21 protein-coding genes and 1 pseudogene are annotated in these 25,450 nt (G+C 70.2%); 9 read left to right on the top strand and 13 right to left on the bottom strand.

The window, feature by feature from the left end; genetic code table 11:
* Positions 1-1,815 precede the first annotated feature (1,815 nt).
* On the top strand, positions 1,816-2,334 hold the full coding sequence (locus O7635_RS09890; RefSeq protein WP_278080119.1) for a GNAT family N-acetyltransferase: 519 nt from the start codon (positions 1,816-1,818) through the stop codon (positions 2,332-2,334).
* Here the strand turns inward: O7635_RS09890 and O7635_RS09885 are convergent, their stop codons facing one another.
* Together O7635_RS09885 and O7635_RS09880 are read right to left on the bottom strand one after the other, a co-directional pair.
* Positions 2,335-3,303, bottom strand: coding sequence for a D-alanine--D-alanine ligase (locus tag O7635_RS09885; RefSeq protein WP_278080118.1), 969 nt, complete (start codon positions 3,301-3,303; stop codon positions 2,335-2,337).
* An 8-nt stretch (positions 3,304-3,311) separates the two neighbouring features.
* The gene (locus tag O7635_RS09880) at positions 3,312-4,628 is read right to left on the bottom strand and encodes a PLP-dependent aminotransferase family protein (RefSeq protein ID WP_278080117.1); all 1,317 of its coding nucleotides are present in this window, start codon (positions 4,626-4,628) and stop codon (positions 3,312-3,314) included.
* A 282-nt stretch (positions 4,629-4,910) separates the two neighbouring features.
* On the opposite strand from O7635_RS09880, the gene O7635_RS09875 reads away from it, so the two are divergent.
* Positions 4,911-5,567 (top strand): GNAT family N-acetyltransferase, encoded by a 657-nt coding sequence (locus O7635_RS09875; RefSeq protein ID WP_278080116.1) that lies wholly within the window; start codon positions 4,911-4,913, stop codon positions 5,565-5,567.
* 226 nt (positions 5,568-5,793) lie between these two features.
* Here O7635_RS09875 and O7635_RS09870 read toward each other — a convergent pair whose 3' ends face one another.
* The 8 genes from O7635_RS09870 to murJ form a co-directional block, all read right to left on the bottom strand.
* Positions 5,794-6,978: an N-acetylmuramoyl-L-alanine amidase gene (locus tag O7635_RS09870; protein WP_278080115.1), complete on the bottom strand. Its 1,185-nt coding sequence runs from the start codon at positions 6,976-6,978 to the stop codon at positions 5,794-5,796.
* A gap of 132 nt (positions 6,979-7,110) precedes the next feature.
* Complete coding sequence (gene trxA, locus O7635_RS09865; protein WP_203702045.1) at positions 7,111-7,434, bottom strand: thioredoxin; 324 nt, start codon at positions 7,432-7,434, stop codon at positions 7,111-7,113.
* A 99-nt stretch (positions 7,435-7,533) separates the two neighbouring features.
* Complete coding sequence (trxB, locus tag O7635_RS09860) at positions 7,534-8,487, bottom strand: thioredoxin-disulfide reductase (RefSeq protein ID WP_278080114.1); 954 nt, start codon at positions 8,485-8,487, stop codon at positions 7,534-7,536.
* A gap of 120 nt (positions 8,488-8,607) precedes the next feature.
* Positions 8,608-9,792, bottom strand: a complete 1,185-nt coding sequence (locus tag O7635_RS09855) for a hypothetical protein (RefSeq protein WP_278080113.1) — start codon at positions 9,790-9,792, stop codon at positions 8,608-8,610.
* Complete coding sequence (gene sigM, locus O7635_RS09850) at positions 9,789-10,469, bottom strand: RNA polymerase sigma factor SigM (RefSeq protein WP_278080112.1); 681 nt, start codon at positions 10,467-10,469, stop codon at positions 9,789-9,791. Before sigM ends, O7635_RS09855 begins: the two co-directional genes overlap by 4 nt.
* Before the next feature lie 44 nt (positions 10,470-10,513).
* Positions 10,514-12,076 carry a protein kinase family protein gene (locus tag O7635_RS09845; protein ID WP_278080111.1) on the bottom strand — a complete coding sequence of 521 codons (1,563 nt, stop codon included), beginning with the start codon at positions 12,074-12,076 and terminating at the stop codon, positions 10,514-10,516.
* 278 nt (positions 12,077-12,354) lie between these two features.
* Positions 12,355-13,446 (bottom strand): IS630 family transposase, encoded by a 1,092-nt coding sequence (locus O7635_RS09840; protein ID WP_278080110.1) that lies wholly within the window; start codon positions 13,444-13,446, stop codon positions 12,355-12,357.
* Positions 13,447-13,489: 43 nt separating this feature from the next.
* Positions 13,490-15,226 carry a murein biosynthesis integral membrane protein MurJ gene (gene murJ, locus O7635_RS09835; protein ID WP_278080109.1) on the bottom strand — a complete coding sequence of 579 codons (1,737 nt, stop codon included), beginning with the start codon at positions 15,224-15,226 and terminating at the stop codon, positions 13,490-13,492.
* A 101-nt stretch (positions 15,227-15,327) separates the two neighbouring features.
* Between murJ and O7635_RS09830 the strand changes: the two genes are divergently transcribed.
* From O7635_RS09830 to O7635_RS09810, 5 genes are all read left to right on the top strand, one after another.
* The gene (locus O7635_RS09830) at positions 15,328-16,782 is read left to right on the top strand and encodes a CCA tRNA nucleotidyltransferase (RefSeq protein ID WP_278080108.1); all 1,455 of its coding nucleotides are present in this window, start codon (positions 15,328-15,330) and stop codon (positions 16,780-16,782) included.
* Between the two features lie 33 nt (positions 16,783-16,815).
* Positions 16,816-17,373: a hypothetical protein gene (locus O7635_RS09825; protein ID WP_278080107.1), complete on the top strand. Its 558-nt coding sequence runs from the start codon at positions 16,816-16,818 to the stop codon at positions 17,371-17,373.
* A 31-nt stretch (positions 17,374-17,404) separates the two neighbouring features.
* Positions 17,405-17,890, top strand: coding sequence for a methylated-DNA--[protein]-cysteine S-methyltransferase (locus O7635_RS09820; protein ID WP_278080106.1), 486 nt, complete (start codon positions 17,405-17,407; stop codon positions 17,888-17,890).
* Positions 17,891-18,010: 120 nt separating this feature from the next.
* A complete protein-coding gene (locus tag O7635_RS09815; RefSeq protein WP_278080105.1) occupies positions 18,011-18,883 on the top strand; it encodes a hypothetical protein in 873 nt (290 codons plus the stop codon).
* 154 nt (positions 18,884-19,037) lie between these two features.
* A complete protein-coding gene (locus O7635_RS09810) occupies positions 19,038-19,877 on the top strand; it encodes a hypothetical protein (RefSeq protein ID WP_278080104.1) in 840 nt (279 codons plus the stop codon).
* Between the two features lie 66 nt (positions 19,878-19,943).
* Here O7635_RS09810 and O7635_RS09805 read toward each other — a convergent pair whose 3' ends face one another.
* Both O7635_RS09805 and O7635_RS09800 read right to left on the bottom strand, forming a co-directional pair.
* Positions 19,944-21,023, bottom strand: coding sequence for an inositol-3-phosphate synthase (locus O7635_RS09805; protein ID WP_278080103.1), 1,080 nt, complete (start codon positions 21,021-21,023; stop codon positions 19,944-19,946).
* 88 nt (positions 21,024-21,111) lie between these two features.
* Positions 21,112-21,657, bottom strand: a pseudogene (locus tag O7635_RS09800) (PadR family transcriptional regulator); the annotation flags it as partial.
* Between the two features lie 160 nt (positions 21,658-21,817).
* Here O7635_RS09800 and O7635_RS09795 point away from each other — a divergent pair.
* Positions 21,818-22,234, top strand: a complete 417-nt coding sequence (locus tag O7635_RS09795) for a DUF5318 domain-containing protein (RefSeq protein ID WP_278080102.1) — start codon at positions 21,818-21,820, stop codon at positions 22,232-22,234.
* Positions 22,235-22,562: 328 nt separating this feature from the next.
* On the opposite strand, the gene O7635_RS09790 is transcribed toward O7635_RS09795, so the two are convergent.
* Complete coding sequence (locus tag O7635_RS09790; RefSeq protein WP_278080101.1) at positions 22,563-23,057, bottom strand: hypothetical protein; 495 nt, start codon at positions 23,055-23,057, stop codon at positions 22,563-22,565.
* Here O7635_RS09790 and O7635_RS09785 point away from each other — a divergent pair.
* Positions 23,041-25,254 carry a transglycosylase domain-containing protein gene (locus O7635_RS09785; RefSeq protein WP_278080100.1) on the top strand — a complete coding sequence of 738 codons (2,214 nt, stop codon included), beginning with the start codon at positions 23,041-23,043 and terminating at the stop codon, positions 25,252-25,254. The two genes, O7635_RS09790 and O7635_RS09785, sit on opposite strands and share 17 nt — an antisense overlap.
* Positions 25,255-25,450: the final 196 nt, after the last annotated feature.

Below are 25,450 nucleotides of genomic sequence, written 5' to 3'. Positions count from 1 at the left end.
GCACCGACGCGACATCCGCGCGCGAGGTGCAGCGCTCTCTGCGAGGCGCCAGGTCATGCCGCTAGGCGAAAGCGAAAGCACCGTGTGCGTGAGGCGCGGGCCGCTAGCGAGGGAACGAGCGCCGAGGCTTGCGGTTGGCGTCTGCTGGTCGCGTCATGCCCATGCCCCGAGGCCGTTCGCCTCGCGGGATGCGTTGCGCCCAGGTCGACAGCGATGCGCGGGCTGAGCTGCCGCGCCAGCATGGCCCGCGTCTGCCGCGGTCGCGTCCTTCCCCAACCGACCTGTTCCGCTCACAGCCCCGCACCCAGCGGCCCACACCCACGATTCCCACGCTTCAGCGGGCGCCATGGAGTTCAGCTCGCAGCACGTGTCGGCTCCGATCGCCCGTGCGAGTCAGCGGCCGAGCGGACCGCGCCCTGCGTTGGCCCCGGTGTGGTTGATTCAGTTCTGCGACCGCCCGGTCCCTTGGTTTCACGTGAAACGTAGAACGGAGAGCAAGGGTCTCTTGAGAGCATGGCGATATACCCGCCAGGGGATGGTGTTGGAGCGCCTTCGGGTAGCGCGTACTTGTTGCGTGTCTTGTCGAAGCGAGGGTGGCCAGGCGAGATCAACTCGCGCAGGCTCGGAGCGGCTGGCGCTGTGAGCGGTCGACGGGACCGGCAGCCGGGCGGTCTCGGGCCGGAAGCTCGCCGCATCCGGTCGGTGCGACGCAAGCATTGGTCAACGTTGAGGGCCATGGCAGTGGTTCTCGCCGCTGCCGGAAACAACGGAGTTCGCCTCACGCCGCGTTGGTTTCACGTGAAACGACCGCGTGAGCCGAGCAACGCAGAACGCTTGGGCGGCGAGACCTAAGTCCGCCGGCGGGCGGCGCTTAGCTCACGAAGTGATCGCTTGTTCAAGCCGCCGCATCATCGCGCATCAGACGATCGCCTCGGCGGTTCGGTGGTCCATGGGCCTCGCGACAGCACGAGCATCGTAGGGGCCAGCATGCTGAGGCCGAGAGTGACGAGCGGTGAGCGTGTCGCCGCGGAGTTCGTCCGACGGAGATGGACTGAAGTGGACCATGAGCTTCGAAGCGGGTTAGGCGCGCAAGGGCGGGCCTCAATTTGCGGTCAGCGTTCTGGGCTACTTCGCCGTGCGCTGCGCTCAGGTGGGCACCAATGGTTCGCAAGGCGCAGCAGCTTGTGGTGGAACGCGGCGGCGGGGCAACCGAGCACGCTTCGCTGACCAACGAGCGGTGGTCGTTGCTGGGTCCTCGGGAGCGGAGTCACGCGATCTCGCTAAACGGCCTCTCTCGTGGGTGCGGGTGCGAGCGAGGTGCCAACGCCAGCAATCGCCTCTCCACCGAGTCCGCGATCGACGACCCGGGATTACAGCGCCGATCCGTTGCGGCGCGCGTCTCTTCGTGCCTCGGCCGCCCAGCGCGGCCGGGAGGAACTCCGACACCAGAGCACGAAAGGAAGTCGCGCGCCACGCGGCCGCGCCTCTCAGATCGCGCTCGCGCAGAACGGACGTCGGGTGGCTCGGCTCATCTGCCCTCCGCGTGACTAACCGTGATTCGGACGACCGAAGCATCGGGGGACGCGGTTGGCCGTCGTGTCTGCTCCCGCTGACCGAAACCGCACGACCAACCGAAGACCGCGCCAGGCCGCGAGGTCCGCAGGCCTTCCCGCGTCCGCCGGGTGGAGCCCCACGAACCTCGTGGTCTCGTGGAGCTCCCGGCGTGCGGGTGCGACCACCCCACTCACCATGGCAGCCCCGGCCAAGCACCGAAACATGTTTCACGTGAAACCAACCACCACCACAATCGGAGGGGTGCGAATCCGTACGGCGAAGCCGAGCGACTTCCCCACCCTCCAAAACATCGAGCGCGCGGCAGGCCACCTCTTCCGCACCATCGGCATGCCAGAGATCGCCGACGACGACCCCCCAACGCTGACGGAGCTAGCTAAATACGAGCAGGCAGGCACCGCCTGGGTCGCGACCACCGACGACGCCGACCACGCAATCGCGTACCTCGTCGCCGAAGAGGTCGACGGCAGCCTGCACATCGAACAGGTCACCGTCCACCCATCCCACGCACACCAAGGCATCGGCCGCCGACTGATCGACCACGCGAGCGAAGCCGCAACCGCCCGGGGACTCGCCGCGCTAACCCTCACCACGTTCCGCGACGTCCCCTGGAACGCCCCCTACTACGAACAACGCTGCGGCTTCACCGCGATCAACCAACACGACCTGACGCCAGGCCTCGAAGCCATCCAAAGACGCGAAGCCGACCACGGACTCAACCGCTGGCCCCGCATCTGCATGCGCAGACCGACGAACGGCTAGCTATGAGCTGAGACTGGCCGTACGAGTCGCCGCCCGGGACACCATCGACGCGAGCACCTTGCCGAAGTCCAACCCCGCCGCCTGGATCGCCATCGGCATCAACGACGTCTCGGTCATCCCCGGCGCCACGTTGACCTCCAGCACATGCGGCGCCCCGGACTCGTCGACGATCATGTCGACCCGCGACAGATCGCGGAGGCCGAGCGCGTTGTGCGCCGCCACCGCCGCCGAGGCAACCGCGCCGGCCGCGGCAGAGTCCAGGCGCGCCGGCGTGTGCCACGTCGTCAGCCCAGCCGTGTAACGCGCCGCGTAGTCGTAGACCCCGTTGCGCGGCACGATCTCCACGGCCGGCAGCGCCTGCGGGCCATCGCCGAGATCGATCACCGTGACAGCGACATCCATCCCGGTCACATAGCGCTCCACCAGCGCGGTCGAGTCGTACGCGAAGCAACCGACCATCGCCGCCGGCAACGCGCTCTCGTCGCGGACCACCGCCGCCCCGAGGCCCGAACCGCCCTGCGCCGGCTTGACCATCAACGGCAGCCCCAACCGCGACGCGATCCGCTCCAGCACGGCGACCGCGCCCAGCTCGGAGAACCGGTCGTGCGGCAGCGCCACCCAATCGGGTGTCGGGATTCCGGCCTCGCGCAGCACCGCCTTCGCCGACGGCTTGTCCCACGCCAGCCGGGACGCCAAAGCATCGCAGCCCACGTAGGGCACGTCGCACAGGTCGAGCACGCCGCGCAGCGAGCCGTCCTCGCCCGTGGCGCCATGCAGAGCGATCACCACGGCGTCCGGCGGGTCGGAGCGCAGCGCCGGCAGCAGTGACACGTCGGCGTCGCGCTGCTGGGCGTCGATGCCCGCGGCGCGCAGCGCGTCGATCACCCGGCGGCCGGACTTGAGCGAGACGTCGCGCTCGTAGGACAGCCCGCCGGCCAGGACGAGGACGCGCAGATCGGTCGTACCCATGGGTCAGATCATGCCAAGTCGGGACCGGGAGTGTCGGATCCGGCCTGCCCACGGCGGCGATTGGCGACCGCGCTGATCGCGCCGAACACCTGCCGCATGGCGAGGTCCTGCTCCATCACGCCGGCGAGCCGGCGCACACCCTCACGGATCCGCTCCGGCGACGGGAACGAGAAGTTGAGCCGCATGTTGCCGCCACCGGTGCCGTCGGCATAGAAGCCCGTGCCGGGCACGTAGGCCACCCGCGCCGCTATCGCCCGCGGCATCATCGCCTTCGAGTCGAGACCCGGCGGCAGGGTCGCCCAGACGAACAGGCCGCCACTGGGCCGCGTCCACGTCGTGCCCTCGGGCATCAGGTCGTGCATCGCGTCGAGCAGCGCGTCCCGCCGCTCCCGGTAGACCTCGCGGTAGGTCTTGATCTGCTCCCGCCACGGCATCGTCGACAGGTAGGTGGTAACCGCCGCCTGCGCGTACGCGCTCGGGCACAGGATCTGCGACTCCGACGCGATCACCAGCTTCTCGCGGACCGCGTGCGGCGCCAGGATCCAGCCAACCCGCAGGCCGGGCGCGAACGTCTTCGAGAACGTCGACAGGTAGAAGACCCCCTCGCGGCGCCGGGCCCGCAGCGGCAGCGGGGCCTCACCGTCGAACGAGAGCTGTCCGTAGGGGTCGTCCTCGACCACGAGCAGCCCGGCCCGCGAGCAGATGTCGAGCACCTGGTCACGCCGGGCATCGGACAACGTGACACCGGCCGGGTTCTGGTAGGTCGGGATCGTGTAGAGGAACTTCGCCCGCCGCCCGGAGCGCGCCACGTCGGCGATCGCCGCCTCGAGCGCGGCGGGAATCAGCCCGTCGTCGTCCATCGCGACGTGCACGACCTGCGCCTGCGCCGACTGGAACGCGCCCAAGGCGCCGACATAGGTCGGCCCCTCGGCGAGCACGACGTCGCCCGGGTCGAGAAAGAGCCGAGACACGAGATCGAGGGCCTGCTGGCCCCCGACGGTGACAACGACGTCGTCCGGCGAAGCGCCGGCGGCCGCGTCGATGCCGGAGAGCGCCATCACCTCGCAGATCCGCTCACGCAGCTCGAGGGTCCCCTGGCCGATCCCGTATTGCAGGGTGCTCGTGCCGTGGTCGGCCGCCAGCGTGCCGAGCATCTCGCCGACGGCGTCGAGCGGCAGGGCGGCGATGTAGGGAGCGCCACCGGCGAGCGAGACGACCTCGGGACGGCTGGCGACGGCGAAGAGAGCTCGAATCTCAGAAGCCGTCATGCCGCGAACCCGCCGCGCGTAGCGGTCGGTATAGTCGTCGAGCGTCGTCCCGGTCATGCCCTACCTCGCCTTCGGGCTGCGCTGGTTGGTTGATGGTAGACCGCGGGTCCCGAGACCACCTTCGGGTTATCCGAGGGCAGTCCATATCGCGGAATGCGGGGTCCTCCGGCCGGACGCGCGCTGTCCGACCTCTCCCCTCTTGCGCCTTTCCGGCGTACGATCGCTCGTTGGGGGCAAGGCGCGCGACACGCGGCGACCGGTCGGTCACGACCGGGTTAAACGGTACCGCCACCGTGCTCCGATAACCGTGATCATCAACGAGCGGTTCTCGAGGTCGCAATGTCTCGTCGCCTGGTCAGCTTGACGCTCGACACCCTGGAAGACCTGCCGCGCCCGTGCCGGCAGTGCGTCTACTGGGAGCTCGACCCCGTCTCCGCCGAACGCGCCTGCGCTGCCGGCGATCCCGGCCTGGAAAAGGAGGCCTGGGTCTCGCAGACCCTGCTCGAGTGGGGCTCCTGCGGCAAGCTGATCTACGTCGACGGCATGCCCGCGGGCTTCGTCATGTTCGCGCCGCCGGCCTACGTGCCCCGCTCGATGGCCTTCCCGACCTCACCGGTCTCCGCCGACGCCGCCCTCCTGATGAACGCCCACGTCGTCACCGCCTTCGCCGGCGGCGGCCTCGGCCGGATGCTCGTCCAGGGCGTCGCCCGCGACCTGATCAAGCGTGGCGTCAAAGCGATAGAAGCCTTCGGCGACGCGAAGTTCGGCGACGCCCCCGACGAGCCGGGATGCCTGGCTCCCGCCGATTTCTTCCTGTCCGTCGGCTTCAAGACGGTTCGTCCGCATCCGCGCTACCCCCGCCTCCGCCTCGAACTCCGCACGGCACTCTCGTGGAAGTCCGACGTCGAATACGCGCTCGAGAAGCTGCTCGGCTCCATGAGCCCGGAAAACATCCTCCGCCCGGTCCGCCCCGCCACCCGAGCCACCAACAGCTGACGAGGAGCGGAGATCAAGATCCGGTCCCGGGTCCGCCGGGGGCACGACCGTCGCTCCCGCCGGGGATCGCTCGCTCCGCTTCGCTGCCAGGCCCGCGCGACACAACCCGCCAGCGCCGGGCCGCCGTGACGGGCCACCCCACCAACGTGACCAAGGGCTTCGCCGTTAGGACGGGCCAAGGGAGGGGCCAGGCCAGCCGACGCTGCCCCGGGCCCGCGCAACAAGATCAGGCCGGCGCGGCCGCCGCGGCGATCGCCGCCCGCAGCTCCCGCACGTCGATCGACCCGGTCGGCACGTCCTGGTCGATCGGGTAGTACATGCGCTGTACCGCCGCCACCACGGCCTCGACCACCTGGTCACGGAACCGCGGATCCACCAGCTTCGCCCGGTCGAGCGGCGAGGTCAGGTAACCGACCTCGACCCGTACGGCCGGCATCTTGGTCAGTCGCAGCAGCTCCCACGTCTTGGCGTGGGTCTGGCAGTTGCGCAACCCCGTCCGGGCGACGATCTCGCGCTGCACCAGGCCCGCCAGCCGCTCGCCCACCGTCGACGAGGAGCCATGGTTGGTGCCGTAGTGGTAGGTCGCCACCCCATCGGCCTCCGGGTTGGCGTGGCCGTCGATGTGCAGCGAGATGAACAGGTCGCCGCCGAGCTCGTTGGCCAGCTGCGCCCGCTCCAGGTCGGTCAGCTCGCCGGTCGGGGCCGGGCCGCGGGTCAGGTGCACCCGCATGCCGGCCGCGGCGAGACGGCCTTCGAGACGGGCGGCCATGTCGTACGCCAGCTCCGCCTCCGTCCACCGCAGCGAGCCCTCGGGGACGACCACGCCGGCGTCGGGGCCGCCGTGGCCCGGGTCGACGATCACCGTCTTGCCGACCAGGTTGGGACCCGAGTGGCGGAACGCGTCGGACTCGCGCAGCCACTGCGGCCGCCCGCCGGTGACCTTGCGGCCCAGCCGGCGCAGCGCGTGCATGGTCTGCGGGCCGCAGGCGCCGTCGGGGGCGAGCCCGACCTCGCGCTGGAACTGGGCGACCGCCTTGGCCGTGCGGGCGCCGTAGACGCTGTCGGCGCGGCCCACGTCGTAGCCCATCTCCAGCAGGCGCTCCTGCAGCGTGCGCACGTCCTCGCCGGTCAGCGGCTCGGGAATGGCCTGGTAGAGCGTGCGGGAGCCCAGCCGCCAGCGGGCCGCCACGAGACCACGCCAGGTCTCGGCGCCCACCGCGCCGTCGACGCTGAGGCCACGGCTCTGTTGGAACGCCCGTACGGCCTGTTCGGTGATCTCGTCGAAGTCGCTCGACTCGAACTCGGAACCCGGCGTCGTGGCGTGCGCTCCCGGCAGGAGACCGAGGCCCACGAGGATGCCGCGGATCTCGGTGACCGCGGGCCCGCGGTCACCACGTCGGACAACACGCACGGACTACCTCCTCCGGGTGACACAAGCCGCGCTTCCGGAGCCTATCGTGGCCGCCTGGCCAGGGCTGGAAGGATCGTCCGACACGACAACGCCCCCACATCGCGGGATGCGGGGGCGTCGCCAGGGACTGGATCAGAACGCGGCCTCGATGAGCTTGACCAGGTCACCCTTGGGGCGGGCGCCGGCCACCGACTGCACGGGCTCGCCGCCCTTGAAGACGGTCAGGGTCGGAACCGACATCACGCGGTACGCGCGGGCCGTCTCCGGGTTCTCGTCGATGTTGAGCTTGACGATGCGTACCTTGTCGCCCATCTCGTTGGCGATCTCTTCGAGCAGCGGCTCGACCTTGCGGCACGGCGCGCACCACTCGGCCCAGAAGTCGACGAGCACGGGCGTGTCCGCCTGCAGGACGTCGTTGACGAAGTTGGCGTCCGTCACCGACTTGGTCGCTCCCACCTGAAAACCCTCCTCCGGGCCAACGAATGCTGAATCGAGTATGTAGTTTCCGGGAAGCCCCGGAGGCCTGTCGTGTCCGGACTCACGCCCGCCAGAAGATCAGACTTCCAGCGCGGCGATGAACCGCTCGGCGTCGAGCGCCGCCGATGTGCCGGTGCCGGCGGCGGTGATCGCCTGGCGGTAGGTGTGGTCCACCAGGTCACCGGCCGCGAACACGCCCGGCAGGCTGGTGTGCGTGGTCGGCGCGGACACCTTCACGTAGCCGTTGTCGTCCATGTCGACCTGGCCCCGGAACAGCTCGCTGCGCGGGTCGTGACCGATGGCCACGAACACGCCGGCGACCGGGAGCTCCTTGGCCTCGCCGTTGTGCACGTTGTGCAGCTTGACGCCGGTGACCTTGCCGTCGTCGCCGACGATCTCGGTCACGATCGAGTTCCACTCGACCTTGATCTTCGGGTTGGTCAGCGCCCGCTGCGCCATGATCTTGCTAGCCCGGAACGAGTCGCGGCGGTGCACGATCGTCACGTTGGCCGCGAACCGGGTGAGGAAGCTCGCCTCCTCCATCGCCGAGTCGCCGCCGCCGACGACCACGATGTCCTGGCCGCGGAAGAAAAAGCCGTCACAGGTGGCACAGGACGAGACGCCGTGACCGAGGTATTCCTGCTCGCCGGGGACGTTGAGTGGGCGCCACGCGGAACCGGTGGCCAGGATGACCGCCTTGGCGCGGTAGACCGTCTCGCCGACGTAGACCGCCTGGGTCACGCCGGCGCCCAGCTGCCCGCTGTCGACGAGCTCGACCCGGGTCACGTCGTCGGTCAGGAACTCGGCGCCGAACCGCTCCGCCTGCTTGCGCATGGCGTCCATCAGCTCGGGGCCCAGGATGCCGTCCGGGAAGCCGGGGAAGTTCTCGACCTCGGTGGTGGTCATCAGCGCGCCACCCGACTGCACACCCTCGATCACCAGGGGGTTCAGGTTGGCGCGGGCGGCGTAGACCGCAGCCGTGTAACCGGCCGGACCAGAGCCGATGATGATCAGATTGCGGACCTCGTCCACTGCCGTCTCCCGAAGTTATGGCGTCGCTCGCACCAGGAAGAACGTCATGGTACGAGGCAAGGATTCCCGTGCGTGGACAACCTCACGCCGCGCGTCCGGTCTGTCCGGAGCCGTCGTGTCTCAGCCTACTCGGGAGCGGAACAGGTCGTCTGGGCCGCTCGCGCCACAATCCGGACCGACCGCCCAGCCCCAACGCGCCCCGCTCGGGTCGCTGAAGAACACCAGGACCGCAGGACGCCCCTGGTACGAAGCGAAGTCGGCCGCGTCGACGGTGAGCGGGCCTTGGCCGTGCGCCCGCGTGATCGCCTCGACGCAGACCGCCAGCGCGGCCCCGGTCGAGAGCCGGAGCAGCTCGGGGTCGACCGCCTTCTCGGCACCAGCGGCCTGGTTGTCGCGCTCATTGGCCGCGTCGGTGGCCGCCATCGGACCCGCGCTCGAGAAGGCCCGCCCGGACGGCAGCGGCGCCACGAAGCCCTGCGCGACCGCCGCGCCGCTGTAGTCCCTGCCGCTCGCAAACCGCGGCACAGTCAGCGCGTTCTCCTGGGCCTGCGGCGCATCCGCCGCGCCCGCGACGGCCGAGTTCTCGTTCGTCGAGCCGCTGTCGACGGACTGGTTGATCCACACGCCCGCGAACCCGGCCACGGCCACCGCCGCCAGAATCGGCGCCGCCCAACCGAGCCACCGCGACCGCCGCCGCCCACTCCCCGGCCGCCCACCGTCCTGCGGCCGCCGACCACCGGGACCCCGCCTGTCCCGCGCGGGCCCGGTCCGCTGCCCCCGCGCCGCCGCCCGGTCGGCATCGTCTGATCGCCGCTCACCGGCCGCCTCTTCGGCCGCTGATAGCCCAGCGTCTTGCCCCGCCGAAAGCTCGTCGCTGATGTCGAGGGAAGTGGTGCGGAGGGCGCTGTCCGCGGCCTCGCCGTCGACCCCCGCCGAAGGCACAGCAGCCGCCGACTCGTGCGCCGTCTCGGCCGCTGGTTCGTGCGCGGCTTGCGCCGCTGGTTCGTGTGCGGCTTGCGCCGCTGGTTCGTGTGCGGCTTGCGCCGCTGGTTCGTGCGCGGCTTGCAGGGCGGACAGCAACCGCGCGAACACCTCGTCCGGCATCGGCTCGGCGGTCTGCTCGGCGTAAACCGCCAGCTCCCCCGCCGTGGCCTCCAGAGCCGCGACCAACACCGCATGCTCGCGACCCCAATCGGGATCAGCGGCGACCAACGTCGCCACCCGCTCCCCTTCAGGCGTGCCGTCGAGCGCGCCGCCGACGTAGTCGGCCAGCAGGTCGAAGTCGACCGACACAGGCTCGCTCATGACACCCCCTCCCCGCCGCCGTCGGACACCACGCTGCCCGACACAGATCGGACGTCACCGCCCGGCGGCCGGTTCCGCACCGTGGCGGACGGCACTGGCCGCAGATGGCCCAGCAGCATCGCCAGCCGGGCCCGGCCGCGTGAGCACCGGCTCTTGACCGTGCCCTCGGCCACGCCCAGCAGGACGGCGGCCTCGGCCACCGGATAACCCTGCACGTCGACCAGCAGCAGCGCCGCCCGTTGGTCGGCGGGCAACCGGCCCAACGCTTCGCGTACGACCAGGGCCGTGTCGTGGTCGGTGACCGGCGCCGCGGGCTCGACGCCCACCGGCCGGTCGGGATCGCCGCTTCCGTCGGGCAGCGGCACCGTCGGGTGGGCCTGGCGGCGGCGGATCCGGTCGAGGCAGGAGTTGACGACGATCCGGTGCAGCCACGTGGTGACCGCCGAGTCGCCGCGGAACTTCGGGGCCGCCCGGTGCGCCGACAGCAGCGCGTCCTGGAGGGCGTCGGCGGCGTCCTCGCGATCGCCCACCGTGCGCAGCGCGACCGCCCACAGCCGGTCCCGGTGCCGCCGCAGCAACTCCGCGAACGCCGCCGGATCGCCCGCGACGTGGGCGCGCAGGAGCGCCTCGTCGTCGAGCGCGTCGAGGGGTGCGGGGTCGCGCCGGCCGGCGGTCACGGCAGCACCTTATCGCCGCGACGCCATCCGTGCGGTACGCGTCGTCAGGCGCGTGCCTGGACCGTGATCTCCTGGATCTCGAGCCGGAGTCGACCCTCCGGAGTGGTCGGCAGCTTGGTGAACCAGATCAGCAGGTACTGGTGCTTCTCGTCCGGCGGGAACCCGCCGAAGGTCAGCGTGGTCGCCTCGTGGTTCTCGATCGGCTCGCCGATCCGCGTCTTGTAGTCGGTGCGGATCTTCCGGTCGCCCGCCGGCGTGCTGCCGGTGTCACCCTGGCCGGTGAACAGCGAGGCCGACGCCCCGGTCGCCGACAGGTTGACCTGCACCGAGGTCACGTCGGTCGGCTCCGGGAACTTGATCAGCACGCCCATGCCGGACTTACCGCCGAACGGCAGGTTGCGGTAGGTGTCGCTCTCCCAGGCGGTGTCGCGCTTGCCGTCGACCATGAGGGCCGCGTCGGCCAGCTCGGTGCGGTCGCCGTCGGGGTCGACGATGCGGACCTGGTCACGGGTGAGCGGCACGGCCTTGGGCGCGGCGGGCGCCGGCGTGCCGGTGGCCGGCTCGTCGGTCGCGGTGGCCGCGACGCCGGGCCCGGGCGCGGCGTCGTCGTCGCCGGGATCGGCCAGCACGCTGATGCCCAGCAGCAGCCCGACGGTGGCGATGACCAGCAGGCTGGCCACGCCGATGACCAGCTTGCGCCGGTTGGCCGGTGGCTGCTCGGGCAGGTCGCCCTCGACGGCGGAGAAGCGCAGCGGCCCGGCGTCGACGATGAAGGGCTCGTCGGCGGCGACGTCGAGCCGGTCGAGCTCGGCCGCCAGCACATCGGCCGACGGCAGCGCCAGCCGGTCGTCGAGCAGGTCCATCGTCAGGTCGTCGAGGTAGGCGGGCACGCCGGCGCGCACCATGCGCGGCGCGGCGATCGCGCCGGAGCCGTCGCGCACCGCGTCGGGCAGCGACGACGGCCCGACCTCGGCGTGCGGCCAGTGCCCGGTGAGGGCGAAGTAGAGGATGCCGCCGATCGCGCGGACGTCGGTGTCGGGGGTGTCGCCCTCGGTGGCCCGGGCGTCGGCCAGCACGACCCGGCCGTCGGCCGCGACCATCACCGTGCCGGGGTGGACGTTGCCGTGCACCATGCCGGTCGCGTGCACCGCGGCCACCGCGCTGGCGACCGCGTGGGCGATGGAGGTGGCGCGCTCGGCGTCGAGCGGCTCCTCGACCACGAGCTCGCGGAGGGCCTCGCCGTCGATCCACTCGCGAACGACATAGGCGCGGGTGTCTTCGTCGATCGCGTCGTAGACACCGGCGAGGTTGGGGTGGATCACCCGGCTGGCGGTCACGGCGGCCTGCAGCATCTCCTGCGCGGAGTCACCGCCCGGATAGCGCAGGACGACCGCGACCGGGCGCCGCAGCACCACGTCGACGCCCTGCCAGACCTGCCGGCCGGCCGCGTCGTCGTTGATGTGCTCGGCCAGCTCGTAGCGGTCCGCGAGCACCTCGCCGACGTGCGGTGCCCCGACGGTCAGCACGGGAGGTGTGGCCTCTTCGGCCTCCTGGCCCTCGCCGACCTGGGTCACCGGTCCTCCTTCGGTGCTCTTCTCGCTCGCCATGCCGACTCGCTCGTCTCGCAGTCACCCGGGCAGCGCGCTGCGCCCCGTCGTAAACCGGGCGGCGCCACCAATAGCGTAGGGGCTCGGCGCTTCTGTCGGGAGCGACCTTACCTGGGACCGGCCCCTCCTCCACAGGCCATGTTCCCCTGTCGGCGCTGCCCGAGCCGGCCCGCTGAGCACTGCAAAGACCCGCAAATCAGCCTTTGCGGCGACATGTTCAGAACCCGAAAAAGGTACGATTTACTGTCGGGCGCGTCGCCCCGGGCCAGCACAACCGCCTAGTGTCGTGAGTCGTTAATTCGAGTGCAGTAGCGGGCGATGGATTCGAGGATCTGGTCGGCGGTCTTGGTCCAGACGTAGGGCTTGGGGTTGTCGTTCCAGGTTCCGATCCATTCGCGGATGTCTTTGTTGAGGGCGCGGACCGAGCGGTGGGTTCCGCGTTGGAGTTTCTTGGTGGTCAGTTCGCCGAACCAGCGCTCGACGAGGTTGAGCCAGGATGAGCTGGTCGGGGTGAAGTGCAGGACGAAGCGAGGGTGGGCCGCCAGCCAGCGTTTGATCGCTGGTGTCTTGTGTGTGGAGGCGTTGTCCAGGACCAGGTGGACCTGTAGGTCCGCGGGGACTTCCCGGTCGAGGGTGGTCAGAAACTTGCGGAACTCGATCGCCCGGTGTCGGGCGTGCAACGAGCCGATCACCTTGCCGGTGGTCAGGTCCAGGGCGGCGTAGAGGCTGGAGGTGCCGGCGCGGATGTAGTCGTGACTGGCCCTGGCGGGTGTGCCGGGCAGCATTGGTAGGACCGGCGCGGTCCGGTCGAGGGCTTGGATCTGAGACTTTTCGTCGACGCAGAGCACGACCGCCCGTTCCGGCGGGTCCAAGTAGAGACCGACCACGTCGCGGACCTTGTCAATGAATTGCGGGTCTTTCGACAGCTTCCACGAGTCCTGCCGGTGCGGCTGCAGCCCGAACGCCCGCCAAATCCGCGATACCGCCGTCTGTGACAGGCCGACCTGCGCGGCCAGCGACCGGGTCGACCAGTGCGTGGCGTCCTTCGGCGTGGTCTCCAACGTCGTGGTGATGACGCGCTCGACGTCGGTGTCGGTGACCGTGCGCGGCCGGCCCGGCCGCGGCTCGTCCAACAACCCGTCGAGCCGGTCGACCGCGAACCGATTACGCCACTTCTTCACCGTGTTCCGCGAGATCCCCAGACGCTGCGCGATCTGGCCGTTCGACTCGCCGGGACCATCGGCACAGGCCAGCACGACCCGTGACCGCGCCGCCAAAGCCTGCGCACTGGTCGGCCTTCGTGACCAGGTAACCAACTGCTCACGCTCGTCATCAGTGAGCACGATCGACACTGCTATCGGAGACGGCATACGACCACCGTACCCACTGACAACGATTTAACGACTCAGGACACTAGCGGGCCAGCCCCAGCCGCCGCCGGACCATGCCGACCACACTGGTCACCTCGGTGATCCGCAGGGCCATCGCCAGTCCGAGATAGGACAGACAGATCACCGCTCCCCCGACGACCAACCGCGCCAGCGCGATCACCCGATCCGCCGAGTCGCTGTCGGGCAGCAGGAGCAGCACGAGGTAGCCGATCAGGGCCGCGCCCAGCGAGGCGACCAGCACCTTGCCGAAGGTCATCATGATCCGGCCCGCCCCGATCGGACCGATCCGCCGGCGCAGCAGCATCGCGAACACCACCGCGGCGGCCACGTAGGAGACCGCGTTGCCGAACATCAGGCCCGCCGCCACGGCCGAGGTGGACAGCGCGGCGAACAGCGCCACCTGGACGATCACCCGCAGCGCGACGACGGGAATGTTGACCAACGCGGGCGTACGCGTATCGGGCAGCGCGTAGAAGGCGAACGTGAACAGCTGGCTGATCGCGAACGGCACCAGCGCCAGCGCGCCCGTGGTCAGCACCACCCCGGTGTCCGTGGCGTTGTCCTCCGTGAACGCGCCGTAGTGGAACAGCACGACCGAGATCGGGTACGAGAGCACCGCGTAGCAGACCGCGATCGGGGCCAGCACCGCCGTCACCGTCCGCGTTCCACGTGAAACGTCGTCCGCGAAGTCCCCGAACCGCCCCTCCGCCGCCGCGGCGCTCATCCGGGGCAGCAGCGCGGTGATGATCGAGACGGCGATGATCCCGTGGGCGGTCATCACCAGCAGGAAGACGTTGTTGTAGATCAGTGGGCCGGGATCGCCGTTGGCGCTGGCGGCGTTGGCCAGCTTGAAGACCACGATCAGGCCGAGCTGGCTGACGGCGACGTAGCAGAACATCCAGCCGCCGAGCTGGGCCAGCTCGCGCAGGCCGAGCTCGCGCCACTGGCCACGCCACCGGTAGTGGAAGCCCACCTTGCGCAGCGCGGGCACGAGGCCGGCCACCTGGACGATGATGCCGAGCAGGGTGCCGCCGCCGACCAACAGGATCATGTCGGCGCTCATGTCGCCGGTCTTCAGGTCCTCGCGGGCGCCGTAGAGGGCGATGAACAGCCCGAACGACGCGATCACGATGAAGTTGTTGAGGATCGGCGTGAACATCGGGGCGGCGAAGTGGCCCCGTACGTTGAGGATCGCGCTCATCAGTGCCGACAACCCGCTGAAGAAGATCATCGGCAGCATCAGCAGAGCGAGCACGTTGATCAGCGAGCGGGTGTCGCCAGACGTGTCGGCGTCGATGTAGAGCAGTGTCAGCAGGGGCGCGGCCAGCAGGGCGAGCACGGTGGCGACGAACAGCGCCAGCACCACCAGGCTCAGCAGCCGCTGCGTGTAGAGCTCGCCCCGGTCCCGGTCGGTGTCGCGGCGGCGGACCAGCACCGGCACCAGCACGCTGGTGAGCACGCCACCCATCAGGAACTCGAACACCATGCCCGGCAGGATCTGGGCCGTGGTGTACGCGTCACCGACGGCGGCGCCCAGGGCGGCCGTGATCACCAGGGTGCGCAGGAAGCCCGTACCGCGGCTGACCAGGCTGCCGACCGCCATGACCGCGCTGTTGCCCGCGGCGCTGCCGCCACCGGAGGAGGACGGCTCCTCGATCGCGGGCGGCCCCGCCGGCGGCGGTATGTCGACCGGATCGGCCCGGACGATGCCCTCGTCGCCGTGCGCGGCGTGCGCGCTCCGGTAAAGGCCGCTGCTCACGGGACCTCCAGGCGAGGGTGACGATGTACGCCCGACCCTAACCTGGGAACACCGCCCCGCGGAGACGACGACCCCGGACAGACAGATAGGCTGGCCGTCCCATGTCCGGAACATCCTCTACCCGCCGCCTCACGCAGGCGCAGGAGACCGCTGTGGCGGAGCTCATCCGCGTCTCGCCGGTCGCCGACGAGCTGGGGCGCCGGTTCGCCAAGGCGGGCCACGAGCTCCACCTGGTCGGTGGCTCGGTGCGCGACGCGCTGCTCGGCCGGCTCGGCGACGACCTCGACTTCGCGACGGACGCGCACCCCGACCAGACCCTCGCCGTGCTCAAGGGCTGGGCGGAGGCGACCTGGGAGACGGGCCGGGAGTTCGGCACGATCGGCGCGCAGCGCGACGGCCTGCGGCTGGAGATCACCACGTTCCGGGCCGACGTCTACGACGGGGTCACCCGCAACCCGGTGGTCCGCTTCGGCGACAACCTCGCCGACGACCTGCGGCGGCGGGACTTCACCGTCAACGCGATGGCCGTGAGCCTGCCCGACCACACCTTCACCGACGCCTACGGCGGCCTGGACGACCTGGCCAACAAGGTGCTGCGCACGCCGGGTACGCCGCAGGAGTCGTTCGGCGACGACCCGCTGCGGATGCTCCGCGCCGCCCGGTTCGCCGCCCAGCTGCGGTTCGCGGTCGACCCGGGCGTCCGCGCCGCGATGGAGTCCATGGCCGCCGACCTCGACCGGATCACCGCCGAGCGGATCCGCGACGAGTTCACCAAGCTGCTCTGCGGCGCCGACCCGGTCTACGGCCTGCGGCTGCTGGTCGACTCGGGGCTGGCCGACCGGTTCATCCCGGAGATCAGCGGGCTCAAGCTGGAGATCGACGAGCACGCCCAGCACAAGGACGTCTACGAGCACACGCTGATCGTGGTCGCCAACGCCGTACGCCTCGAAGGTGATGGTGGTCCGGACTTCGTGCTGCGGATGGCCGCGCTCATGCACGACGTGGGCAAGCCGGCCACCAAGGCGGTCTCCCCCGACGGGCGGGTCAGCTTCCACCACCACGAGGTGGTCGGCGCTCGGATGACCAAGCAGCGGATGAAGGCCATGCGGTACCCCAAGGACGTCACCGCCGAAGTCGTCGAGCTGGTCGCGCTGCACCTGCGGTTCTACGGCTACGGGCGGGGCGAGTGGACCGACTCCGCGGTGCGCCGCTACGTCACCGACGCCGGGCCGCTGCTGTCCCGCCTGCACAAGCTCACCCGCTCCGACGTGACCACCCGCAACCGGCGCAAGGCGGCCCAGCTGGCCGCCGACTACGACGCGCTCGAGGAGCGGATCGCGCGGATCGCGGCCGAGGAGGACCTGGCGCGGGTCCGGCCCGACCTCGACGGCAACGCGATCATGGAGCTGCTCGGCGTGCCACCCGGGCCGGTCGTCGGCCGGGCCTGGCGGCACCTCAAGGAGCTGCGGCTGGAGCGCGGCCCGCTGGACCGCGACGAGGCGGAGGCGGAGCTGCTGCGCTGGGCGCGGGCGGAAGGCATCGTCGACCCCGAATGACAGCGCGCGGCGAGGGTCGCTAGCGTCGCGGTCATGCAGCCGACCCCCGGCGCCACCCCCCGCTCGTACCGGGTGCCGATCGTGGTCCTCTCGGTCGTGCTGTTCCTGCTGGTCGGGGCGATCGTGGTGGTGCAGGCCGGCCGGGCGGGGCGGGCGGCCAACACACCGTGCGCGGTCGGCGAGTGGGACGTGGTCAGCTATCGCGAGGCGGTGCCCGTGCCGACGTTCGCGGAGGCGGTGTCGTTCACGGGCGGTTCCGGGACGGTGCTGCGGCTGGCCGCCGACGGCACCGGTGAGACCGACTACGGGACCAAGGCGACCTTCGCCGGGCGGGCGCCGGACGGGCGACTGGTGCGGCTCGAGGTGGCCGGGCCGGTGCGGTTCCGCTACGAGTTGGGCACCGACTCGATCTCCGTCACGCCGGCCGGAAACGCTGCCACCAGCCAGCTGTTCATCGACGACACGGCGTACGGGCCCCCGGCACCGGTTCGCGACGAGGCGGCGGAGCCGCGGTCGTTCCGCCTCGACTGCGCGGGCGACGCGCTCACGCAGGAGGACGACCGGCTGCTGGTCGGTTACCGGCGACGCTGAACTGTCGTACCCCCGGGGTTGAATGGGTGTCATGCGCTGGAGCGTCGTCGACTCCCCGGTCGGGCCGCTGTCCCTGGCCGCCGACGAGGCCGGCCTCTGCGGGCTGCGGTTCGGCACGGTCACCGAGGTCGAGTTCGCGCCACCGGCCGGCGTGCTGGCGGTCGCGGCCACACAACTGTCCGCCTACTTCGCGGGCGAGCTGACCGACTTCGACCTGCCGCTGTCGGTGCGCCGGGGCTCCGAGTTCGAGCGGGCCGTCTGGCACCGCATGACCACGATCCCCTACGGCGAGACCGAGACCTACGGCGAGGTGGCGGCCGCGGTCGGCGACCCCGAGGCGGCGCGGGCGGTCGGGGTGGCCTGCAACCGCAACCCGATCGCGGTCGTCGTGCCGTGCCACCGCATCGTCGGCGCCGGCGGCAAGCTGGTCGGCTTCGGCGGCGGGCTGCCGGCCAAACGGTTCCTGCTCGACCTCGAGGGTGGCGTCGCGTTCCGCCGTGCCTGGGGCGGCACTTAGCAAGATCCACCGGCTTGGAGCGCAACGACGACCGATCGGTCAATGGCGATCCGTTGCTGGCGCTTGGATGATCCGTCAGTCTTTCCACCCTTCAGCCAACTCAAGACGGGGGAGCCACTGATGTCCACTGAGACGCCCGATTCCGGCCTCGGTCGCCGCCGCCTGCTGCGGCGGGCCAGCACAGTCGCCGCCGGCGTCGTCGGCGCCGGTGCGGTCAGCGCCGCCATGGCCGCGCCGGCTCAGGCCGCCGCCGGCGAGCCGATCGTGCAGGGCGAGAACACCGCCGCGACGCCCGACCCGATGGTCACCCTCGCCAACACCGACGGTCCCGCGCTCAACCTGGCGCCGTCGTCGATGCTGACCGGCGACGAACCGGTCGGCTCGCTGCGGGTCGACGAGTTCGGCAACCTCTGGACGATCGCCATCGAGGGCCTGCCGGAGATGGTGTTGACCTCCTACACCGCGACCGCCCTGATCCCGGTGGTCCCGTCGCGCATCCTCGACACGCGCAACGCGGCGGGCCGGCAATACATCATCAACCCGACCGGCAACCTGGACTCGGCGGGCCGGCTGCTCGCGGGCAAGACCATCCACATCCACGTCGGGGATCTCGCCGAGAACGCGGTCGCGCTGCACGGCAACGTGACCGTCACCGGCGCGGCCGGCGACGGCTACCTGACCGTGTGGCCCGGTGGCGAGCCGCGGCCGGCGACCTCGGCCATCAACTTCCCGGTCGCCAGCAAGCTGACCACGATCGCCAACCACCTGGTCGTCGGCATCGGCTACCACGAGGACCAGTCCGACGTCATCTCCATCTTCAACAGCAGCGTCGCCGCCCACGTGCTGCTCGACGTCAGCGCCTGGACGGGCCTCTACGGCTTCACCGACATCAAGGCCGGCCTGCAGTCGGCCGCGGCGCGCGGTGCGAGCCGTGCGGCCAAGCCGCTGTCGCGGATCGGCAAGCAGGCGGGGAAGCCCACCTGGTCGAAGTAGTTCCGGCAAGCGCCAAAGGGCGGGAATCCTGTGGGGATTTCCGCCCTTTTCGGCGTAGGTTGCAGTACGTCAGATAACCGATGCTCAGCGCTCATTTCGCCCGTCGGCTCGGACACTGAACTCCTCATCACTTTCGCGAACGGGGGAGTTTCGCATGTCTGAAGAAGCAATCGCCCGGCGCCGGCTGCTGCGCCGCGCGGGCACGGTCGCCGCCGGTGTCGTGGGCGCGGGTGCGGTCGGCGCCGCGGTCGGGTCGCCGGCGCAGGCCGATCCGGGCGACGCGCTCGTCCAGGGTCCCAACGCCGACGTGGCACCCACCCAGCTCACCGGCCGGGCCGACGCCGCGCTGCTGACGCTGGACAACGCCGGCGGGCCCGCGCTGCGGCTCGTGCCGAGCAACACCGTGCTCGACGGCGACCCGGTCGGCTCGCTCTGCGTCGACCAGACCGGCAACATCTACGTCGTCCAGCGGCCGGGCGAGACGTTCACCGTGCACACGACGATGAACACCAGCCAGCTCGTGCCGATCGTCCCGCAGCGGCTGGTCGACACCCGGGCCGTGACCGGTCGGGACCTCGTCATCAACAAGGACGCGCTGGACGCACAGGGCCGGCTCCGCAGCAACACGACCATGCACGTCGTCGCCAGCGCCCTCGTGCGCTACGCCGACGCCATGCACGGCAACGTGACCGCGGTCAAGGCGGTCACCGGTGGCCACCTGACCATCTATCCCTACGGCGTGCCGTACCACCCGGGCACGTCGACCCTGAACTACCCGGCCAACACCACGCTGGCCAACGCGTTCACGGTGGGCCACGGCTGGCACCCGCAGCACGACGATGCCATCTCGGTCTACAACTCCGGCGGGCCGGTGCACGTCCTGATCGACGCGGTCGCGTTCACATTCGCGTACGGCGTGGCCGAGTTCCCGGCGACGGCCCGGGCCGCCAAGCCCCTGACCGCGGGCGGGCCGGCCGGGCGGCGGCGGCGCTGACCCGGAGACGCGCGACGGGCGGGCACCCGGCCTGGGTGCCCGCCCGCTCCACGTGGGTGCTTCGCGTCAGCGCTCGATCTCGCCCTTGATGAACGCCTCGACGGCCTGGTGCGCGTCGTGGTCGGCGTACTGCTCCGGCGGCGACTTCATGAAGTAGCTCGACGCCGACAGGATCGGCCCGCCGATGCCCCGGTCGAGGGCGATCTTCGCGGCCCGGAGCGCGTCGATGATCACGCCGGCCGAGTTGGGCGAGTCCCAGACCTCGAGCTTGAGCTCGGCGTTCAGCGGAGTGTCGCCGAACGACCGGCCCTCGAGCCGGATGTAGGCCCACTTGCGGTCGTCGAGCCACGGCACGTGGTCGGACGGGCCGATGTGCACGTCGCTCTTGGCCATCTCGTGCGGCACCTGGGACGTCACCGACTGGGTCTTCGAGATCTTCTTCGAGACCAGGCGGGTGCGCTCCAGCATGTTCATGAAGTCCATGTTGCCGCCGAAGTTGAGCTGATAGGTGCGCAGCAGCTCGACGCCACGGTCCTCGAACAGCTTGGCGAGGGCGCGGTGCACGATGGTGGCGCCGACCTGGCTCTTGATGTCGTCGCCGACGATCGGCAGGCCCGCGTCGGTGAACTTCTGCGCCCACACCGGGTCGGACGCGATGAACACCGGCAGGGCGTTGACGAACGCGCAACCGGCGTCGATGGCGGCCTGCGCGTAGAACTTGTCGGCCTCTTCCGAACCGACGGGCAGGTAGGCCACCACCACGTCGACCCGGGCGTCCCGCAGCGCCTGCGCGACGTCGACCGCCGGAGCGTCCGACTCTTCGATGATCTCGCGGTAGTACTGCCCGAGACCGTCGAAGGTCGGACCGCGCTGGACGAGGACACCGGTCGGCGGCACGTCACAGAGCTTGATGGTGTTGTTCTCGCTGGCGACGATCGCCTCCGCGAGGTCCATGCCGACCTTCTTGGCGTCCACGTCGAACGCCGCGACGAACTCCACGTCGGAGACGTGGTAGTCGCCGAAGGTGACGTGCATGAGACCCGGGACGCGGTCGTTGGGGTCGGCGTTGCGGTAGTACTCCACACCCTGGACCAGGGACGAGGCGCAGTTACCCACACCGACGATGGCGACGCGGACGGAGCCCATCGCGTTTGCCTCCTTCTTATTACGGCCGCTCGTCCTGGACGTGCGGGCTGGTTTCTGCTGTGCCGGGGGCGTTGCCGCCCTCCGGCTGCCGGCCGGAGCGCTCGTTGACGATGAGCTCCTCCAGCCAGCGCACCTCGCGCTCGCAGGCGTCCAAACCATGACGCTGCAGCTCGAGGGTGTATGCGTCGAGGCGCTCGCCCGCCCGGGCGAGCACGTCCCGCATGCTTTCGCGGCGCTCCTCGACCTTGCGCCGCCGGCCTTCGAGGATCCGCAGGCGGGTGGCCTGGTCGGTACGCGCGAAGAACGCGAAGTGGATCCCGAAGCCGGCGTCGTCGTAGGTCTCGGGGCCGGCCTGGGCGATCAGGTCGGCGAAGCGCTCCTTGCCCTCGGGGGTGATCTGGTAGACCACCCGCCCGCGCTTGCTCGTCAGCGCCGGCACCTCGGGCGTGGTCGGCGGGGTCTCGCCAGCCTCGGTGAGGTAGCCGGCCGACTGGAGCCGGCGCAGCGTGGGATAGAGCGAGCCGTAGCTGATCGCGGCGCGGATCGACCCGAGCTTGGCCGACAGCTCCTTGCGGAGCTCGTAGCCGTGCATCGGCCCCTCGTGGAGGAGGCCGAGGATCGCGAACTCGAGCACCACCAACCTCCCTCGTGGCCGACGATGTATCGGGCCGATACATCGCTCCGCCCACGGTAAATCACGGGTGAACCTCCGCGCAAACCTCTGATTGCGCCCGGGGAATCACGCTCCGTAGCGGTTGTCGCTCTCGTCGCCTCGACCGCGTACCCTCTTGCGCATGCGCACGCAGCGCCAGGTCGTCGACTACTCGCTCCAGAAGCGAGCGGTCCTGCGTGACGTCTATTCGAGCCGCGTCGGGACCTACGAGGTCTGCGACGCCTCGCCCTACTTGAAAAGCGCCGCTCGGTTCCACGGCGAGCCGACCGACGAGCGCTGCCCGATCTGCAGGCGAGAAAACCTGACGCACGTCCACTACATTTACGGCGATGAACTCAAGCAGTCGGCGGGACAGGCGCGCACCCTGGCGGAGTTGCCGGTGCTCGCGATGACTCTCCGTGAGTTCCAGGTCTACGTGGTGGAGGTCTGCCAGGGCTGCTCCTGGAACCACTTGGTGGAGCAGTTCCTGCTCGGGCGCGACGGTCTGGCCGCGGCCGACGAGCAGGCAAGCGCGCGAAGGAGAGAGGCGCGACGGTGACCACGCTTCGCCCGGCGATTGCCGCATCTTCGGCGGCCGGGCGAATCGTTAACCGGATAAGTCCGGTTTTTTCAGATATGTCGGTGGCGGACCGACGCAACCGGACGACCGCACGACGTGGTCCAACTCACGGCAACCCGGTGGCAGCGCAGGCGCGCGTCACCGCGACCGGCAGGGTGTGACGAATGAACTCGTACGACGAATCCAGTTCCGCGCGCGGCCACGCCCGCCCCACGGGCAACAGTGGCAACAGCGGCGGCTCAGGGTCCGGCGACGATCGCCACTGGCAGAGTGGTGACGGGATGGGCGGTTGGCCCGACAACGGTGGCTACGGCGGGCAGTCGCCGGCCGCGCGCGGCTCGGCCTCGGGTGGTCGGGCGTCGGTGCCGCGGGCGTCGGCCTCCGTGCCCTCCTCCCCCGCCGGCGGCTCGGCGTCCGTGCCACCGTCGTCGGCCGGGCGCGCGACGGTCGGTCGCGCTTCGGCCTCCGTACCCGCATCGTCGTCTTCCCCTGGTCGGGCTTCGGCCGCGGTGCCGGGGTCGTCGTCCGTGGGATCGTCCGGGTCTTCCGGTCGGGCGTCGGTTGGCAGCGCGTCCGTTGGCAGCGCCTCGGTCGGTAGCGCTTCGGTCGGCAGTGCGGCGGTCGGCGCGGGTCGGGCGCGGGTCGGTCGGGCGGTCGTGGGCGGTGGCCCCGGCGGTCCGGGTGGTCCGGGTGACGGGCCGGGCGGGCCGACGGGTCCCGGTGGTCCCGGCGGACGTGGCCGGTCCTCGGGCGGCAAGCGGCCGAAGCTGAGCCGCCGTCGCAAGATGATCAACTGGGCCATCGCCGGCTTCGCGGTGATGGTCATCCTGGCCGGCGCCGGTCTGGTCGGCGGCACCTACTACACGACCAACGTCGTCGTGCCGGAAAACGTCAGCCTGCCGCTGGCGAGCACGATCTACGCCGCCGACGGCAAGACCCAGATCGCGAAGCTCGGCGAATACAACCGCACCTTCGTCTCGATCGAGCAGATCCCCGACTTCGTGCAGAAGGCCGTCGCCGCGGCCGAGGACCGCAAGTTCTACGAGCACGACGGCGTCGACTACGTCGGCATCGCGCGTGCCGCGTGGAACAACTTCACCGGCGGCGAACGCCAGGGCGCGTCGACCATCACGCAGCAGTACGCGCGCAACGCGTACGACAACCTGGAGGGCGCGACCTACGCCCGTAAGGTCCGCGAGGCCGTGATGGCGTCGAAGCTCAACGACGAATACAGCAAAGACCAGATCATGCAGATGTACCTCAACACGATCTACTTCGGGCGAGGTGCGTACGGAATCGAGGCGGCGGCGCAGACCTACTTCGGCAAGTCGGTCAGCAAGCTGAACGTGGCCGAGGGCGCGGTGCTGGCGGCGGTCATCAAGCAGCCGCAGCCGTCGGCGACCCACAAGGGCTTCGACCCGGGCTACAACCTTCCCGAGGCACAGTCCCGCTGGACGTACGTCATCAACGGCATGGTCGAGAAGGGCTGGCTCAAGGCGGAGGAGAAGCCGGCGAGCTACCCGGATCCGAAGAAGGCCATCAAGCCGCTGCCGAAGGACGGCACCTGCTTCACCGACTGCGGCGTCAACACCCCGCTCGGCAACGTGATCAACTACGTCCGCGACGAGATGATCGCCATGAAGATCCCGGGCTGTGACGCGGAGAACTGCTCGCAGCTCATCAAGGATGGTGGCTTCAAGATCCAGACGACCATCAACATCCAGATGCAGCGGTCGATGGAGGCGGCGATCTGGCGCAAGAAGAAGGGCTCCGAGCTCGCCGGCCAGCCGAGCAATCTGATGGCGGCCGGTGTCGCGGTCGAGCCTGAGACGGGGCGGGTGCTCGCCTACTTCGGTGGGGAGAACGGCACAGGCCACGACTACGCCGGCAAGAACGTCGAGGGCGGGGCGCTCACCGGTGGTCACGCTCCGGGCTCGTCGTTCAAGATCTACACGCTGGCGGCGGCGCTCGAGTCGGGGATTTCGCTCGATTCGCGGTGGGACGCGACCGACTACGAAGTCCCCGGCACCGAGATCAAGGTCATCAACGCCGGTCGGCAGCCACCGTGTGGCAAGAACTGCACGCTGCGCACGTCGACCATCGAGTCCTACAACGTGCCCTTCTTCCACATCACCGAGAAGATCGGCACCGACAAGGTCGTCGAGATGGCCCGCAACGCCGGCGTGACCACGATGTGGACCAACAACCCGGTGAAGCCCTACAACATCGCCAGCACGAAGACCAAGATCGGCAAGAGCGACCCGTTCTACTACGTGGCTGGCTACGGCGCCTACCCGATCACGGTGCTGGATCACGCCAACGGCTTGGCGACCATCACGAACCGCGGCGTCTACAACAAGGCGCACTTCGTCATCTCGGTGCAGCAGAAGAACGACGCCGGCCAGTGGATCAAGGTTGGTGGCGAGCAGCGCAAGCCGCGGCAGACCATCCGGCCCGAGGTCGCCGACGACGTCAACGACACGCTCGAGAAGATCTCCGGCGGGCTCGACGGCGGCCGGCCGGCGACCGGCAAGACCGGCACGTGGGAGCTCAACGAGAAGAGCTCCGACAACGCGCACGCCTGGATGCTCGGCGCCACCAAGGAGGTCGCGACCGCGATCTGGGTGGGCAACGTCGGCAAGGAAAAGGCGATCCGCGACAAGAACGAAAACAAGATCGCGGGTGCCGGCCTGCCGAAGGACATCTGGAAGCGCTTCATGAACGAAGCGCTCGACGGCAAGCCGATCACCCGGTTCCCACCCGGCACGCACCTCGGTGACCCGGACGCGGGCAACGGCACGCAACCGCAGCAGCCCACCTGCTTCCCGGGCCAGGACTGCAACTTCCCCGGCGGCAACGCGGGCGGCAATGGCAACGGAAACGGGAACGGGAACGGCGGCAACGGAAACGGCGACGGCCGGCGGGATGACAACAACACCGACCAGCCGCAGACACAGAACAACAACCCGTTCACGGTGATCCCACCGCCGGGTGGATAGCCTCGGCGTCGATCCGCCGGCCGGCCGGCCAGGGCCTGAAGCCTCGGCCGCCGGCGGTTGCGGCCGCCTGGGGCGTGAAGCCGCCCGCGCGTGGTCCGACGCAGTGCGCCCGGCGGTTCCGGCCGCCCATCTCTCGAAGCCTTGGCTCGGTGGTTCCGTCCGCGCGTGGCCCGCAGCCGTGGGTTTCGGTGGTTCC

The sequence above is a fragment of the Asanoa sp. WMMD1127 genome (assembly GCF_029626225.1).
In the GTDB taxonomy this organism is placed as follows: Bacteria; Actinomycetota; Actinomycetes; order Mycobacteriales; family Micromonosporaceae; genus Asanoa.
This window is presented reverse-complemented; position numbering and strand designations above follow the sequence as displayed.

Bases quoted from the DNA above. Each gene is read 5' to 3' on its own strand.
- O7635_RS09885 (WP_278080118.1), bottom strand. From the start codon at position 3,303: ATGGGTACGACCGATCTGCGCGTCCTCGTCCTGGCCGGCGGGCTGTCC.
- O7635_RS09880 (WP_278080117.1), bottom strand. From the start codon at position 4,628: ATGACCGGGACGACGCTCGACGACTATACCGACCGCTACGCGCGGCGG.
- O7635_RS09875 (WP_278080116.1), top strand. From the start codon at position 4,911: ATGTCTCGTCGCCTGGTCAGCTTGACGCTCGACACCCTGGAAGACCTG.
- O7635_RS09855 (WP_278080113.1), bottom strand. From the start codon at position 9,792: ATGAGCGAGCCTGTGTCGGTCGACTTCGACCTGCTGGCCGACTACGTC.
- O7635_RS09845 (WP_278080111.1), bottom strand. From the start codon at position 12,076: ATGGCGAGCGAGAAGAGCACCGAAGGAGGACCGGTGACCCAGGTCGGC.
- O7635_RS09840 (WP_278080110.1), bottom strand. From the start codon at position 13,446: ATGCCGTCTCCGATAGCAGTGTCGATCGTGCTCACTGATGACGAGCGT.
- O7635_RS09830 (WP_278080108.1), top strand. From the start codon at position 15,328: ATGTCCGGAACATCCTCTACCCGCCGCCTCACGCAGGCGCAGGAGACC.
- O7635_RS09825 (WP_278080107.1), top strand. From the start codon at position 16,816: ATGCAGCCGACCCCCGGCGCCACCCCCCGCTCGTACCGGGTGCCGATC.
- O7635_RS09820 (WP_278080106.1), top strand. From the start codon at position 17,405: ATGCGCTGGAGCGTCGTCGACTCCCCGGTCGGGCCGCTGTCCCTGGCC.
- O7635_RS09815 (WP_278080105.1), top strand. From the start codon at position 18,011: ATGTCCACTGAGACGCCCGATTCCGGCCTCGGTCGCCGCCGCCTGCTG.
- O7635_RS09810 (WP_278080104.1), top strand. From the start codon at position 19,038: ATGTCTGAAGAAGCAATCGCCCGGCGCCGGCTGCTGCGCCGCGCGGGC.
- O7635_RS09805 (WP_278080103.1), bottom strand. From the start codon at position 21,023: ATGGGCTCCGTCCGCGTCGCCATCGTCGGTGTGGGTAACTGCGCCTCG.
- O7635_RS09795 (WP_278080102.1), top strand. From the start codon at position 21,818: ATGCGCACGCAGCGCCAGGTCGTCGACTACTCGCTCCAGAAGCGAGCG.
- O7635_RS09785 (WP_278080100.1), top strand. From the start codon at position 23,041: ATGATCAACTGGGCCATCGCCGGCTTCGCGGTGATGGTCATCCTGGCC.
- O7635_RS09790 (WP_278080101.1), bottom strand. From the start codon at position 23,057: ATGGCCCAGTTGATCATCTTGCGACGGCGGCTCAGCTTCGGCCGCTTG.